The organism is Pseudomonadota bacterium (genome assembly GCA_023229365.1).
In the GTDB taxonomy this organism is placed as follows: Bacteria; Myxococcota_A; Polyangia; order JAAYKL01; family JAAYKL01; genus JALNZK01.
Genome location: JALNZK010000039.1, coordinates 15,001 through 29,519 on the forward strand (window position 1 = coordinate 15,001; position 14,519 = coordinate 29,519).

Here is a 14,519-nt window from a genome sequence, read left to right on the forward strand (position 1 = left end):
TCAAGGAGTCGTACAAGGCGGAGAAGCTCGACGCGGGGCGCTTCAACTTCAAGGACGGCTACGTCCTCAAGCTCACGCCGAAGGAGAAGGGCTCTCCTTTCAAGCGCGTCGAGCTGTACGTGGACTCGAGCGACTTCCACGTGGCGCGGTCCGTCGTGGTGGATCACGAGGGCAACCGGAACCGGTTCGACTTCTCGCGCCCGGCCAAGAACGCCGGCCTCGCGGCCTCGCTCTTCGCCTTCACGCCGCCCGCGGACGTGCCGGTCCTCGAGGCCGCCGAGTAGGCGGGCTCCCCCTCCACTACTCTCTTGTGCGATCCCGTCCCGAGCGACTAGCATACGCCTCATGCTCACCCCGCCGACGGGCCACGCGAACACCGACGCCGCGCCGCCGCTGCGCGCCGTGACGCCGGACCCCGCGCTCCTCCTGTCGGTCGTCGTCCCCTGCTTCAACGAGGAGGACGTCCTCGCCGAGCTCGAGCGGCGCGTGACGGCCGTCTGCGAGGCGGCCGCGCCCGGCTCCTACGAGATCGTGCTCGTCAACGACGGCTCCCGGGACCGGACCGGTGCGCTCATCGCCGAGGCGAGCGAGAGGAACCCGTCCATCGTCGGCGTCGATCTCGCGCGGAACTACGGCCACCAGATCGCGCTGACCGCCGGGCTCTCGTTCGCCCGCGGGCGGCGCGTCCTCGTCATCGACGCCGATCTACAGGATCCGCCGGAGCTGCTCCCCTCGATGATGGCGAAGATGGACGCCGGCGCGAACGTCGTCTACGGGCGCCGCACCGAGCGTCGCGGGGAGTCGGGGTTCAAGCGCCGATCGGCGCACCTCTTCTACCGCCTGCTCGACCGGCTGACCGACATCAAGGTGCCCGTGGACACCGGCGACTTCCGCCTGATGGACAGGAAGACCCTGGACGTCCTCCTATCCATGCCAGAGCAGTACAGGTTCATCCGCGGCATGGTGGCATGGATCGGCATGCGGCAGGAGGAGATCCCGTACGAGCGGGACGCGCGCTTCGCGGGTGAGACGAAGTACCCGCTCAGGAAGATGGTCTCCTTCGCGGTCGACGCGTTCACCGGCTTCTCCCTCGCGCCGCTCCGGCTCGCGTCCGCCCTGGCGATCGCGTTCCTCCTCGCCGCCCTCGGGCTCGCGACCCACGCGCTCGTGAGCCGCCTCGCCTTCGGCGCGGTCCGCGAGTGGGAGATTTCGTTGCTCCTGTTCTTTGCGTTCTCGGGCGTGCAGCTCCTCTGCATCGGCATCGTCGGGGAGTACGTCGGCCGCACGCACCAGCAGGTGAAGGCGCGCCCCCTGTTCGTCGTGAAGGAGCTCCACGTCCGCTCCGCGCCTCCCTACGGGGCGAACACCTCGACCTCGGCGAGGGTGAAGGATCCTCGGCCGCCGGCGGCGAGCCGCACGTAGCGCGCCTTTTCGTCGCGCAGCTCGACGCGCCACCCGTTGCCCTCCGCGCGCGCGCCGCCCGCGTCTACCCGACGAAAGATCTTCGCGTCGTCCGACAGCATGACCTCGAAGGGTGGCCGACCGCCGCGCCTCGTCGCGGATCCGCGGTGCACGTCGATGCGCCCGATCGCGCGCCGCACGCCGAGATCGACCTGCCACCATGCGCCGGCCTTGTCGCGGGCAGTGGCGAAGCCGCGCGCGCGGCGATCACCGTCGACTCCGCGCCCCGCGTAGCAGAAGTACGGGCGCTGCTTCTCGAGCAGGGAGCTCATCGCGGTCCTTCGGCCGAACGCGAGGTTCCCGGGATCCGGCCTGTCGTCCGCGCGCCAGGCGTAGCGCGTCCCCAAATCGTCGCCGGCGTGGAGCGCGCCGCAGAAGAGGAGGAACAGCGCCGCCGCGCCCGCGACCGCGCCTATCATGCACGGGTATCGCAGCGCGGGGCGCATTTTCCACCACGAGAAGAGGATCGCGACGACGGCCAGCGCCGCGAGGCTCACCGCGACCCCGAGGCGCGTCGACGGGCTGTCGAAGGAGTACGAGACCTCGTGGCGCCCCGGTTCGAGGCGGACAGCCTGCTCGCCCCCGTTCGCCGCGAACACGCGCGCGGGCTTCCCGTCGACCTCGGCGCGCCAGCGCCCCTTGCGATCCAGCTCCGTGAAGCTGAGGAAGCCCGTGGACTCGTTATCGACAATGAACGCGACGTCGTTAAACGTCGCGCGCTTCAGCGAGATCGCGTCCCCTGCGCCGCCGCCGACAGCGCGGACGTCTCCTTCCTCGAACCCCTCGACGACGATCTCGTCGGGCGCCCTCGTCTTCGCCATCGCGCGGAGCGCGGACTTCAAGTCGGCTACGGCGACGTGCTTCCCGTAGAAGACGGCGAGGTGCGGATCGAGGAACGATCTCTCCATCCGCTGCGCGACGATGTCGGACTGCATCCCGTTGCCCGGGTGCCCGCGGAACGCGAGGCCGCGCTGCTTGTCGCCGTCCATCCTCTCCATCGTCGGCGTGTCCCGGCGAGGCGCGATCCAGGTCCCGAAGCGCAGCACGACGCCGGTCTCCGTGACGACGGCGAGCGCGAGGGCGATTCCGAGGGCCCCCGACGCCCTCGGGAGGATCCCGCGCACCGCCGCGATCGCGAGCGTGCCGGCCCCGAGCGCCGCGAGGATCTTCGGGACGGCGGGGGGGATGCTCCCGATCTCCGCCGGCAGCGGCCGCGTGGGACTCGGGAGCAGATCCCCGAGCCCCGCCCAGTACGCGGCGAAGGCGGCGAGCCCGAGGAGCGCGAACAGGCCGGACCAAGTCAGCGGGAGGGCGCGCCCGCAAAGCTCGACGCGCGCGTCGCCGCACCGGCCGAGCGCCCAGGCCAGCAGCGGCATGACGACGACCGGCACGATGAAGTTGACGCGCCCGGGGACGCGGAACGCGTCGTAGAACGGCAGGTGCGCCCAGGCCAGCCCGTGGAGCGGCGTCGCGGCGCCGAGGCTCACGGCGATCGCCAAAGCGCCGACGGCGAAGAGCGCGACGGCGGCGATCCCCGCGCGGCCGGCGGCCCTTGCGCGCAGGGGCGCGAGCAGCGCCACGATCAGCAGCGAGGAGCCGCCGAACGCCCCGGTCACCGAGACGTCGAGCGGGCTGAAGAAGCTGTTCAACGCGCCGCCCACCGAGTCGGAATTGAGGAGCGACCAGGAGTAGCCGCGCGCGGCGCGGACCGCCGCCTCGGAGACGAAGTCCGCGTACAGCGGCACGAGGTAGGCTGCGGCGAGCGCGCACCCGGCGAGGAGGCACGCTCCGGCCGCGGCGTAGAAGCGCAGGGCGCGCCGCAGCGGGCCGGGCGGCTCCCCGGCGACGGCGGGCAGGACGAACGGCGCGGCGGCGACGAAGATCCCGGCCCCGAGGAAGCCGAAGTACATCATCTGCGGGTGGCCGCCGACCGCCAGGAGATAGGTCGCACCGATCATCGCCGCCAGGGGCCAGCGGCGCCCCTCGGCGAGGAACAGGTGCGCCGCCGCCGCGCAGACGAGGAGCATGCCGGTGTAGTTCTCGAGCGACGCGCCGAACCGGAACGCGTCGAGCGACCGCATGTTGTAGACCGTCACGAACGCGACGAGGAACGCCATGGGAAGCCGCAGGCCGAGCCGGCGGAGGACGCCGATGAGCGCGAGCTGCGCGAGGCCGAGGCCGAGGAGCCGGAGCGCCGTGTTCCAGTCGACCGCGTGCCCGTCCCAGTAGCCCGGCAGGTGCGCGGCGACGTGGGAGATCGGGTGCCAGAGCTGCCCGAGCGTGAGCGCCGCCGCCGGCCGCCCGCCCCCGAACCCCGGGGCGTAGAGCGGCCAGGTGCCGTGCGCGATCGAGTACTGCAGCTCCATCTGCTGCGGCAGCGGGAACTGCGTGTAGTCGTTGCCGATCGTCTTCGTCCCGACGAACGGGGCGATGAAGTGGAACAGTGCGAACGGGAGCGCGACGACGAACGCGACGAGCGCGGCCTTCGCGCCTATGGCACGCGGATCCCGCCTCGCCCTCTCGCGGCCCGCGCCGATGTCCGAAGTCGGTCGCATTCGCGGCTATCGCTCCCGGAAAAGAGCAAGTATTGTTCCCGGGGATGAGCCGACGCAAGCAGATCGTGGCCGTGGTGCTGGCGGCGCTCGCGATCGTCGGCGTCGCCCTCGCCCTGCTGCTCCCGGACGGACGCCACGGCCCGGCGGGGCGCGCGCCGGATCCTTCGCGGGAGCGGTACAACGTCGTCCTGGTCTCGATCGACACCCTGCGCGCGGATCGGCTCGGCTGCTACGGGTACGAGGACCGCCCCACGAGCCCGGTGATCGACGGGATCGCCAAGGAGGGCGTGCTGTTCGAGCGCTACGTGGCCTCGGCGCCGTGGACCACGCCGTCGCACCTGAGCCTGCTCACGTCGCTCTACCCCTCGTCGCACGGCGTGATGGCCTCCTTCAGCGAGGTCTGGCGGGGCATCCAGTTCAACGAGCGGAGCTACCACAAGCTCCCCGACTCGCGCGTGACGCTCGCCGAGGCGCTCGCCGCCGCGGGCTTCGCCTCCGCGGCGTTCACGGGCGGCGGTCCCCTCGACCCCACGATCGGGTTCGCGCAGGGGTTCGGGACCTACGACACGTCGATGTTCAAGGTCGACGAGGACAACTTCCAGGCGATGACGTCCTGGATCGGCGATCACGCGGAGAAGCAGTTCTTCCTCTTCTGGCACCACTTCGAGGTGCACGCGCCGTACCTCCACGCCGACTTCGTCGCCGACGCCGCGCCCGCCGGGCAGGCCGCGAAGATCGCCGAGGGGATGCGCGCGATGGCGGGGTCGAGGTACCGCGACGTCTGGCCGGGGAACGCCGCGCACCTGCGCTCCCGGCAGACCGCGCTGCTCAAGGAGCACGGGGCCTTCAACCGGGACGTGTGCGAGGCGCTCTACACGTCCGGCGTCCGATCCGCGGACAGGTGGCTCGGCCGCCTCGTCGACGAGCTGAAGAGGCGGAAGCTCTACGACAGGACGTTGCTCGTCGTCACCTCCGATCACGGCGAGGAGTTCGGCGAGCACAACAAGCGGCTCTGGTACAACCACCACGGCCACATCCTGTACGAGGAGATGATCCACGTCCCGCTCGTCCTCAAGCTCCCCAACGGTTTCGCCGGCGGGACGCGCGCCCACCAGATCTGCGAGACGGTCGACGTGATGCCGACGATCCTCGACCTGCTCGACATCGCGCCCGCCCCGAACGAGATGCAGGGCCGATCGCTCGCCCCCCTCTGGTCACGGCCGGACCTCGGTGACGAGGACCGCGCCGCGTTCACCGAGTCCACTGTGAGCAAGAGCGAGAAGAAGAGCGTCCGGACGCGACACCACAAGTACATCATCAACATCGACCAGGCGACCGTCGCCGAGCTGGGGCGCACGCGCCTGCCGGACGGACCGCTCCACGCCGAGCTCTACGACCTGATCGGCGATCCGCGGGAGCGGCGCAACCTCCTGCGCGCCGACCCGAGCGCGAAGAGCCTCTCCCTCGCCGCCGACTTCGAGCGCAGACTGCGACGGCACCTCGCACGGCAGCGGGGCGCCGCGGCGCCGATGACGCTCGGCGCGGAGGCGATAGAACGGCTCGAGGGCCTCGGCTACTTGGACGACGAGCCGGCCGACGCCGGGAGGTGATCGCTTCCGGCTCCCTCAGCCCTCGGTCCCGCGGTGCAGCTTGAACCGCTTGAACGCGAGCGCCGACATCTGCAGGAGGAGCAGGCCGTGGCGGAAGCGGTCGATCTTGATCTCGCCGTACTCGCGGCTGCGGTACCGGATCGGGACCTCGCGGATCTTCAGGTTCTGCTTCGCGGCGCCGAAGAGGAGATCGAAGTCGCCGAACGGGTCGAAGTCGCCGAAGAACGAGCGCCCGGCCTGGATCCGCGCGTAGTCGCTCTTGTACAGCACCTTCGTGCCGCAGAGGGTGTCGGTCAGCCGCTGGTCGAGCAGCCACGAGAACAGCCTTCCGAAGAAGTGGTTGCCGAGGAGGTTCAGGAAGCGCATCGCCTGATCCTCCATCGGGTACACGAGCCTCGAGCCGTTGATGAGCTCGCCCTTCCCCTCGACGAGCGCGCGGTAGAACTTCGGCAGATCCTCGGAGCGGACCGTGATGTCCGCGTCCAGGATCATGAGCACGTCCCCGCGCGCGGCGTCGAAGCCGGCGCGGACGGCGTCGCCCTTGCCCTTGCCCGGCTGCACGAGGACGCGGACGTCGTCGAGATCGGGGTTCAGCTCGCGGCGCGCGGCGATGCACCTTTCTATCTCCGCGACCGTGCCGTCGGCGGAGCGGCCGTCCACGAAGATCAGCTCCGTGCCGAGCCCCATGCGCGGGACCGTCCGCACGAGCTCCTCGATGTTGCCGCGCTCGTCCTTGCAGGCGACGATCACGGAGACGCGGCGATCCCGCGGCGCGCCCTCGGGGGCGATCCGGGCGACGATCAGCTCGTTCGCCGCGAGCCGCGCGACGAGGGGGAGGTTGCCGATCCAGTCGTTGACGAGATCCGCGAGCACCGGGACCGGCGCCGGGAACAGGAGGTCGCGCCCGCTCTTGATGGACTCGAAGCCGGAGAGCATCAGCAGGTTCTCGAGATCGTCGAGCTGGAGCCAGTTCTGCTGGCGCTGCCTCGGCTTCAGGCCGAGCGCCTCCGCGAACCGCACGAGCGGGCCCCAGAGGTAGTTGAAGTCCGTGACGATGATCCGGGTCCGCTCGTGGCACAGCCGGTGCACGGACGCGAGGACGCGCTGGACGTCGACGAGATCCCCGGTCACGTTGGACAGCACGACGAAGTCGAACCGCTCCTCGAGGGCGAGCCCGGCCGCGTCCGCGACGACGAAGGTCAGCTCTGGGTGCCGCCCGCGGGCGATCGCGATCATCTCCTCGCTGAAGTCCACGCCGACGCCCCGCGACGGCTCGAGCAACGCGAGGAGGTCCCCGGTTCCGCAGCCGACGTCGATCACGGACGATCCGGGCCGCACGTTGAAGCGGATCGCCTTGTGCAACCGCTCGCTGTAGTAGCGCTTCATAGGGCCGGGCGCCGCGTGGTCCCCGGCGACCGCGTCGAAGAAGCGGCGCCGCTGCTCCGCAGCCCGGGCGTCGCGCTCCGGAACGGGATTCGGCATCGTCTGTCGGGCCTCCTCGTCGATCTTCATCGTGTACGCTGGCGCTTTTTACAAGCCGTTTCGTCCGATTTGGGGCTGGACTGACACTCGAGTCTAGTGGTAGGGAGAAACCGGCTTCGAGGTGAAAAGTGGCGCGAAACCCGAAAATCGACGATCGACCCCGCTACCTGGGCATCGACATCGGCGCCGAAACGGTCAAGGTCGCCGAGCTGACGCGCGAGGCCGACGGTTCCCTGATCTGGACGCGGCGCGCATCGGCGGAGCACTTCAAGGATCCGGTCGGGACGCTCGGCCGGCTGATCACCGACATGCGGCCCGACACGGCGGCCGGCGCGGCGATCACCGGGAGGATGAGCCGCAGCGCCCGCCTCACGCGGATCCCGGGGAAGCAGGCGCAGATCGCGGCCTACCAGCTCCTCTTCGACGACGGGCCGGCGACGGTCGTGTCAATAGGCAGCCACGGCTTCTCCGTCCTGGAGCTCCGCTCGACGCACGCGGAGGTGTTCCGCGAGAACACGCGCTGCTCCCAGGGCACGGGCAACTTCCTCAGGCAGCTCGTCGAGCGGTTCGACATGACCATCGAGGCGGCGAGCGACCTGTGCAACGACGTGGAAGATCCCGCGCCGCTGTCCGGCCGCTGCCCGGTGATCCTGAAAACCGACATGACGCACCTCGCCAACAAGGGCGAGCCGGCCGCCCGGATCCTGGCCGGGCTGTTCGACGCCGTGTGCGAGAACGTCGAGGTGCTCATCAAGCCGCGCGTGAGCCCGAAGCGGCTGACGCTCATCGGCGGCGTCGCCCGCTCGGCGCGCATCCGCGATCACTTCGCGCGGTTCGCGGCGAGGCACGGGATGGAGATCGTCCCGCCGGCAGGGGACGACGGGCTGTACTTCGAGGCCGTGGGCGCCGCGGCGATCGCCGCCGGGAACGCCGCGCCGATGCTCCGCTCCGACGACTGGTTCGGCCCGCCCGAGTCCGACGAGCTCGACGTGCTGCCGCCGCTCTCGCGCTACCTCGACAGGGTCAAGCGGCTCGAGGCCCCGAAGATCGCGGCCGGCACCGGCCCCGTGGTGCTCGGCTTCGACATCGGCTCGACCGGCTCGAAGATCGTCGCCCTCGACGTCGCGACCCGCGAGCCCGTGTGGGAGTCGTACCTGAACACGAACGGCGCGCCGGTGAAGGCGGCGCAGGCGCTGATGGAGCGGTTCACGCAGAGCGCCGTCGCCGCGCGGAAGGTGGTCGCGGTCGGCGCCACCGGCAGCGGCCGCGAGATCGTGGGCTCGCTCATGACGACCTGCTACGGCGCGGGCTCGGTGTTCGTGCTGAACGAGATCGCGGCGCACGCGGAGGGGGCGCTCCACTACGATCCGCGGGTCGACACGATCTTCGAGATCGGCGGCCAGGACGCGAAGTACGCCCGCCTGGCGGGCGGCCGGGTCATCGACGCGGCGATGAACGAGGCGTGCAGCGCCGGGACCGGATCGTTCATCGAGGAGCAGGGCAAGAAGTTCGCCGGGATCCGGGACGTGGTCCACCTCGCCGAGGAGGCGCTCGCCGCCGGCCACGGCGTGTTTCTCGGACAGCACTGCAGCGTCTTCATGGCCGAGATCATCGACGAGGCGGTCGCCTCGCACGTCCCCCAGCGGAGCATCGTCGCGGGCATCTACGACTCGATCATCCAGAACTACCTGAACCGCGTGAAGGGCAGCCGGTCGGTCGGGGAGGTCGTGTTCTGCCAGGGCATGCCGTTCTCGTCGGACGCGCTCGCGGCGGCCGTGGTGCGGCAGACCGGCGCGGAGGTCATCGTCCCGCCGAACCCGGGCACGATCGGCGCGCTCGGCATCACCCTGCTCGCCCTCAAGGAGCTCGACGTCGCCGCCGCGGCGCCGCTCGAGCCGCAGCGCTTCCTCGACGCGAAGGTCGTAAAGAAGGACGTCTTCGTCTGCCGCTCGACACAGGGCTGCGGCGGCGCCGGCAACCGTTGCCGCATCGACCGCATCACCACGGTCGTGGACGGGAAGGAGCAGCGGTTCACCTGGGGCGGCGGCTGCTCGATGTACGACAAGGGAACGCACAAGCGGAAGCTCCCGGACCGCACGCCGGATCCGTTCCGCGAGCGGGACGAGCTCATCCAGGCGATCCGCGGCCGCCTCTCGACCCCGCGGGGCCGCAAGACGATCGCGATCACCGACGAGTTCGCGCTGAAGACGCTGTTCCCCTACTTCGCGACGTTCTTCCACGAGTCGGGCTTCGACCCGGTGTTCTTCTTCGGCGCGGACCAGACGATGCTAAAGCGCGGCATCGAGGACGCCAACGTCCCGTTCTGCGCGCCGATGCAGCAGTACCACGGCCTCGTGAGCGCCATGGCCGAGGCCGGGACCGATCTCATCTTCCTGCCCATGCTGCGCGGCATCCAGCGGATTCAGCGGGAGCCGTGGGCGCGCCTGTGCCCGATCGTCCAGGGGAGCGCCGACATCCTGAAGTGGGACCTCGGCCAGATCCGCGCGCGGATCGTCTCGCCCGTGATCAACATCGGGAAGGACAACTTCCGATCCAAGCTCTTCGTCGACTCGATGGCCGCCCTCGCCGCCGATCTCGACGTCCCGGAAGGGGTCTGGCGCAAGGCGCACGAGGCCGCGACGCGGGCGCAGGAGGAGTTCGACGCGAGCTGCCTCGCGCTCGGCGGGCGCGCGCTCGAGTTCGCGACGAAGAACGACATCGTGCCGGTGATCGTGCTCGGGCGGACGTACACGATCCACAACACGGTGCTCAACTCGAACGTCCCGGCGCTGCTCCGGGAGCAGGGCGCGATCCCGATCCCCGTCGACTGCTACCCCGTCGGCGACGACATCCCCCTCTTCCCGGGCGCGTACTGGGGCTACGGCCACCGCAACCTGCGCGCCGCGCACCAGATCCGGCGCACGCCGGGCGTCTACAGCCTGTTCGCGAGCAACTACTCGTGCGGCCCGGACAGCTTCAGCATCCACTTCTTCGGCTACGTCATGGAGGGCAAGCCGTTCGCGATCATCGAGACCGACGGCCACTCCGGCGACGCCGGCACGAAGACGCGCGTCGAGGCGTACCTGTACTGCGTGCACGAGGACCGGAAGCGCGGCGAGGCCGAGCGCGCACCCGGCAAGGATCTTTTGGCGCTCCAGACCGCGAGCGACGGCGTCAAGGAGATCCAGCGCCGCGACGCGATCGTGCTCATCCCCCGGATGGGGCCGGGCGCCGAGGCGCTCGCGGGGGTGCTGCGCGGCCTCGGGATCAACGCCGAGGCGCTGCCCATGCCCGATCAGGAGGCGCTCGACTTCGGCCGACGCCACACGTCGGGCAAGGAGTGCTTCCCGATGGTGATCACCCTCGGGAGCCTCATCAAGCGGGTGACCCGCGAGCCCGACCCCTCGCAGAAGTTCTCCTTCTTCATGCCGACCGCGAACGGCCCGTGCCGGTTCGGCTCGTACGCCACGCTCGACAGGATCGTGATCGAGCGGCTCGGCTGGAAGGATCGCGTCACCCTGTGGGCGCCCATCGACGAGGACTACTTCGAGTCGGTCCCGGACGGCGCCGCGGCGCTCGTCTACGCCGCGCTCACGGCGGCGGACGTCCTGCTCGCCGGTCTGTACTACGCCCGCCCGGTCGAGCGGCAGCCCGGCGCGGCGCAGGCGGTGTGGCGCTACTACATGGACGAGCTCGTCGCCCTGGGCGAGCGGCGCGCCAAGGGGAACCTCTCGTCCGGCGCGGTGATCGCCGAGGCGATGTCCGGCCAGCTCTTCGGCGTCGTCGATCTCCTGCGGCGCGCGTCGCGGGCGTTCACGGGCGTCATCGAGAACCGCGATCTGCCGGAGGTGCTCGTCGTCGGCGAGATCTACGTCCGCTGCGACGCCTACTCGAACAACTTCGTGATCGACAAGCTCGAGGCGCGGGGGATCCGGTGCCGGTTCGCGCCGTTCAACGAGTGGATCGAGTACACGGACTTCCAGGACACCATCAAGACCAAGATCCCGGAGTACGTGAAGGCGTTCCTCCAGGCGTCGATCCAGCACCAGCTGTACATGGCGGGCGCGATGATCTTCGGCTGGCCGAGGCGGACGACCGTGCAGGACTCGCTGCTCGCGGCGCGGCCGTACATCCGGGAACAGCTGTCGGGCGAGGCGGTGCTGACGGTCGGCGGCTCGCTCCACGAGTGGCGCGAGGGGCACATCGACGGCGTCGTCTCGGTGGGTCCGCTCGAGTGCATGCCGAACAAGATCTCGGAGGCCCACTTCTTCCACGCGGCCGAGCGCGAGGGGCTGCACACGCTCACGCTCTACCTGAACGGCGATCCGGTCGACCCCGAGATCCTGGACAACTTCGTGTACGAGATGCGCGCCCAGTTCCGGCGGCGCAAGGCCGGGCAAGGCCTGCCGCCCCCGCCGACGCGCCCGCGGCCGCCGATCTGGAGGCCGCAGAGCCGCATCAACCCGCGCGACGACTGAGCGACGATTTCGGGCAGCAAACGGCCTCCTCCTGGTGTAGAGAAGCTGGGATTGGTGCTGGAAGGAGTCCCATGCCGAGACAATCGCAGAAGGTCGCGGATCGCGTCTGGCTCGTGGGCGGGGGTGACCTGTCCGGGCCGGGGGATTGCCTCTGCTACGCGCTCGACCTGGGAGAGCTCGTGCTCATCGATTGCGGCGTGGGGCCGGGCTGGGATCGGATCTGCGAGAACCTGCACGCCGCGGGGCCCGAGCCGACCTCCATCGCGCACCTCCTCCTGACGCACTGCCACATCGATCACGCGGGAGCGGCGGCCGCCGTGGCCGCGGACACGGGTTGCGCGGTGATCGCCCACGCGCTCGACGCGCCGGCGCTCGAGAAGGGGGACAGGAGGCGCTCCGCCGCGAGCTGGTACGGCACGTCCCTCGCGCCGGTCGCGGTGACCCGGACCGTCCGCGGATCCGGGGAGACGATGGAGCTCCCGCTCGGGGCGCTCCACCTCGTCCACGCGCCCGGACACACGCCGGGATCCCTGGTCGCCTGGATCGACCTCGACGAACCGCGCGGGAGGACGCGCCTCCTGTTCGGTCAGGACGTGCACGGTCCGCTGCACAACGACTTCGGATCGAACCACGAAGACTGGCAGCGCAGCCTGCGCGCCCTCCTGACTCTCGAGGCGGACGTCCTGTGCGAGGGCCACTACGGCGTGATCCGCGGCCGGAACGAGGTGCGGCGGTTCATCGAGCAGTTCGTCGAGGACTGAGCGATCGGATCCGTCGAGCATGAGCGCCCACGCGAAATCCATCCTCTCGGGCCTCTTCGCCATCGCGCTCTGGAGCTGGTCGTTCGCCCTGTCGCGCAGCCTCGCCGAACGGCTCGGCGTCGTGACGGCCGCCGCGGGCGCCTTCCTCGTCGCGGGCGCGATCGGATCGATCTTCGGCGTCGCGACGGGGTGGCACCGCCCCGCCCTGGCAAACCTCCCCAAGCGAAGGATCGCGCTCCTCGGCGGGCTGTTCGCCGCGTACCAGGTGGCGGTCTACGCGGCGCTCGGGACGGCGCACGACCGCGAGGGCTTCCTCGCGGTCACGGTGATCAACTACCTCTGGCCCGGGCTCACGATCCTGCTCGCGATCCCGATCCTCGGCCGGAAGCTCCGCGCGCCCTTGATCCCGGGGCTCGCGATCGCCTTCCTCGGCGTCCTCCTCGGCACGTTCGGCGGGCGCGACGTCTCGGCAGCCGCCCTGCGCGCGGGGCTCGCGCAGAACTCGCTGCCGTACGGTCTCGCGCTGTTCGCCGCCGCCTGCTGGGCGCTCTACTCGAACCTCGTGGCGCGCTGGGCGAAGGGCGCGGGAAGCGGGCTCGTGCCGTTCTACTTCCTCGCCGCGGGCGCCGCGCTCTGCCCGTTCGCGCTCCTCGAGCCGGCGCCGGCGGCGTGGTCGGCCGGGGCGATCGCCGAGCTCGCGGCCCTCGCGATCGGGGTGATGCTCGTCGGCTACGTGGCGTGGGACTTCTCGATGCGCCACAGGGAGTCGGAGCTCGTCCCGGCGCTCAGCTACCTCATCCCGCTGCCGTCGATCGCCGTGAGCGGCGCCTACCTCGGCATCGAGGTGGGCTGGACGCTCTTCGCGGCGGCGGCGCTCGTGATCGCCGGCTCGGTGATCTGCTGGAGATCGGTCGCCGGGACGAGGGAGAGAACCCCCTAGTCGCAGACCGGCTTCGGCGGCGTCGCGGCGGACGCGTCGCACGTCGACGCGGAGCAACCGATCTCGCACGCCTGGCTCGTGTTCGCGCAGAGGAACGACGCGTCGCACTTCGACCCCAGGTCCCAGCACTTCACGTTGGTGGCGAATCCGGGACAGGTGTACCCGCTCAGGTCGCTGTCGACGCACGGGGACAGGTCGGCGCACGACCAGCCATCCAGGGAATCGGTCCCCTCCCCGGCTCCGCCGTCGGCGCCCGACATGCCGTTGCCGACGGGCGCGGCGCTCTCCCAGCAGCCGATCAGCGCGCTGCAGATCGAGGCGACCGCGATGATTCGACGAGAGCCCATGGTGCGTCAATACCCCCGCCGCCGGGGCCTGCAAGCGGCGTTCCAGTCCCCATCGAGACGCCGCTACGCGGGGAAGTACTTCACGCCGGCGAGCCCCGAGAAGTGCTCGTCCTGCGTCCACAGGGTGGCGCCGCCGCTTTGCGCGGTCGCGTAGATCAGACTGTCCGCCAGCGGGAGCCCGAGATCGCCGCCGAGCCGGGCCGCGGCGTAGCGCCTCGTCGCCGCGGTTTCGGCATTCTCTGGAGCCCACATCGAACAAAGGCGAGGTCTTCGAACGCGTGACACGTCGTGACCGCGACACGGCGATTTCCCGAGAGCGCACGCGCGACGATCGGGTATAGTGAGACAATGATCGACTTCGAAACCATCCGACGCATGACCAGGCAGGAGAAGCTCCAGGCGATAGAGACCATCTGGGAAGAGCTCGCCAAGGACGACTCGCAGATCGAGTCGCCTCCGTGGCACGAGGACTCGCTGCGGGAGACCGAGGCGCGCTACGCGGCGGGCGAAGACACCGCCAGCGACTGGGACGCGGCGAAACGAGAGTTGCGGAAGCGGTTCGAATGAGGATCCGGATCCTCTTTTCGGCAATCGAGGATCTCCACCGCGCCAGGTTGTTCTACGAGCGTCAAGGCGAGGGCCTCGGTGAGTACTTCTTCGATTCGGTGTTCTCCGACATCGATTCGCTCGTGCTGTTCGCGGGCATCCACGCCACAGTGTTCGGCCACCACCGGATGCTCTGCCGACGCTTTCCGTTCGCGATCTACTACATGGTCGATGGCGACGTCGCGACGGTCCGCCGCGTTCTGGACCTCAGGCGCGATCCGAAGCGACTCGAGCCGTCGCTCGGAACGCCGAGGCGGAACCCGGGAAGCTGAGCGGCCG

General features: G+C 70.2%; 11 protein-coding genes and 1 pseudogene (1 of these 12 running past the window's edge). 8 read left to right on the forward strand and 4 right to left on the reverse strand.

Annotated elements, in window-relative coordinates; all coding sequences use genetic code 11:
• Both lolA and M0R80_16200 read left to right on the forward strand, forming a co-directional pair.
• On the forward strand, positions 1 to 284 hold the end of the coding sequence (lolA, locus tag M0R80_16195) for an outer membrane lipoprotein chaperone LolA (GenBank protein ID MCK9461169.1). The gene continues 421 nt to the left of window position 1, outside the view; the window shows 284 of its 705 coding nt (coding positions 422-705); the start codon falls outside the window, past its left edge; it ends in the stop codon at positions 282 to 284.
• Positions 285 to 345: 61 nt separating this feature from the next.
• A complete protein-coding gene (locus M0R80_16200; GenBank protein ID MCK9461170.1) occupies positions 346 to 1,422 on the forward strand; it encodes a glycosyltransferase family 2 protein in 1,077 nt (358 codons plus the stop codon).
• Here M0R80_16200 and M0R80_16205 read toward each other — a convergent pair.
• The gene (locus tag M0R80_16205; protein ID MCK9461171.1) at positions 1,353 to 4,016 is read right to left on the reverse strand and encodes a hypothetical protein; all 2,664 of its coding nucleotides are present in this window, start codon (positions 4,014 to 4,016) and stop codon (positions 1,353 to 1,355) included. The genes M0R80_16200 and M0R80_16205 overlap by 70 nt on opposite strands.
• Positions 4,017 to 4,060: 44 nt before the next feature.
• Here M0R80_16205 and M0R80_16210 point away from each other — a divergent pair, with 44 nt between their 5' ends.
• The gene (locus M0R80_16210) at positions 4,061 to 5,626 is read left to right on the forward strand and encodes a sulfatase (GenBank protein ID MCK9461172.1); all 1,566 of its coding nucleotides are present in this window, start codon (positions 4,061 to 4,063) and stop codon (positions 5,624 to 5,626) included.
• Positions 5,627 to 5,641: 15 nt separating this feature from the next.
• On the opposite strand, the gene M0R80_16215 is transcribed toward M0R80_16210, so the two are convergent.
• Entirely contained in the window at positions 5,642 to 7,108 is a 1,467-nt protein-coding gene (locus M0R80_16215; protein MCK9461173.1) for a glycosyltransferase, read from the reverse strand.
• A gap of 128 nt (positions 7,109 to 7,236) precedes the next feature.
• Here M0R80_16215 and M0R80_16220 point away from each other — a divergent pair, with 128 nt between their 5' ends.
• The 3 genes from M0R80_16220 to M0R80_16230 all read left to right on the forward strand — a co-directional run bounded on the left by M0R80_16220 (position 7,237) and on the right by M0R80_16230 (position 13,287).
• Positions 7,237 to 11,586, forward strand: coding sequence for an acyl-CoA dehydratase activase-related protein (locus M0R80_16220; GenBank protein ID MCK9461174.1), 4,350 nt, complete (start codon positions 7,237 to 7,239; stop codon positions 11,584 to 11,586).
• A 71-nt stretch (positions 11,587 to 11,657) separates the two neighbouring features.
• Positions 11,658 to 12,347, forward strand: coding sequence for an MBL fold metallo-hydrolase (locus M0R80_16225; GenBank protein ID MCK9461175.1), 690 nt, complete (start codon positions 11,658 to 11,660; stop codon positions 12,345 to 12,347).
• A 19-nt stretch (positions 12,348 to 12,366) separates the two neighbouring features.
• Positions 12,367 to 13,287, forward strand: a complete 921-nt coding sequence (locus tag M0R80_16230; GenBank protein MCK9461176.1) for an EamA family transporter — start codon at positions 12,367 to 12,369, stop codon at positions 13,285 to 13,287.
• Here M0R80_16230 and M0R80_16235 read toward each other — a convergent pair.
• Together M0R80_16235 and M0R80_16240 are read right to left on the reverse strand one after the other, a co-directional pair.
• Positions 13,284 to 13,634: a hypothetical protein gene (locus M0R80_16235; protein MCK9461177.1), complete on the reverse strand. Its 351-nt coding sequence runs from the start codon at positions 13,632 to 13,634 to the stop codon at positions 13,284 to 13,286. The genes M0R80_16230 and M0R80_16235 overlap by 4 nt on opposite strands.
• Positions 13,635 to 13,697: 63 nt before the next feature.
• Positions 13,698 to 13,841, reverse strand: a pseudogene (locus tag M0R80_16240) (VapC toxin family PIN domain ribonuclease).
• Positions 13,842 to 13,982: 141 nt separating this feature from the next.
• Here M0R80_16240 and M0R80_16245 point away from each other — a divergent pair.
• Together M0R80_16245 and M0R80_16250 are read left to right on the forward strand one after the other, a co-directional pair.
• Entirely contained in the window at positions 13,983 to 14,201 is a 219-nt protein-coding gene (locus M0R80_16245) for an addiction module protein (GenBank protein MCK9461178.1), read from the forward strand.
• A complete protein-coding gene (locus tag M0R80_16250; protein MCK9461179.1) occupies positions 14,198 to 14,512 on the forward strand; it encodes a type II toxin-antitoxin system RelE/ParE family toxin in 315 nt (104 codons plus the stop codon). The genes M0R80_16245 and M0R80_16250 overlap by 4 nt, the downstream gene beginning before the upstream one ends.
• The last annotated feature ends 7 nt before the right edge of the window (positions 14,513 to 14,519 follow it).

Excerpts from the sequence above, each read along its gene's own strand:
- M0R80_16200 (MCK9461170.1), top strand. The coding sequence starts at position 346 with ATGCTCACCCCGCCGACGGGCCACGCGAACACCGACGCCGCGCCGCCG.
- M0R80_16205 (MCK9461171.1), bottom strand. The coding sequence starts at position 4,016 with ATGCGACCGACTTCGGACATCGGCGCGGGCCGCGAGAGGGCGAGGCGG.
- M0R80_16210 (MCK9461172.1), top strand. The coding sequence starts at position 4,061 with ATGAGCCGACGCAAGCAGATCGTGGCCGTGGTGCTGGCGGCGCTCGCG.
- M0R80_16215 (MCK9461173.1), bottom strand. The coding sequence starts at position 7,108 with ATGCCGAATCCCGTTCCGGAGCGCGACGCCCGGGCTGCGGAGCAGCGG.
- M0R80_16225 (MCK9461175.1), top strand. The coding sequence starts at position 11,658 with ATGCCGAGACAATCGCAGAAGGTCGCGGATCGCGTCTGGCTCGTGGGC.
- M0R80_16230 (MCK9461176.1), top strand. The coding sequence starts at position 12,367 with ATGAGCGCCCACGCGAAATCCATCCTCTCGGGCCTCTTCGCCATCGCG.
- M0R80_16235 (MCK9461177.1), bottom strand. The coding sequence starts at position 13,634 with ATGGGCTCTCGTCGAATCATCGCGGTCGCCTCGATCTGCAGCGCGCTG.
- M0R80_16245 (MCK9461178.1), top strand. The coding sequence starts at position 13,983 with ATGATCGACTTCGAAACCATCCGACGCATGACCAGGCAGGAGAAGCTC.
- M0R80_16250 (MCK9461179.1), top strand. The coding sequence starts at position 14,198 with ATGAGGATCCGGATCCTCTTTTCGGCAATCGAGGATCTCCACCGCGCC.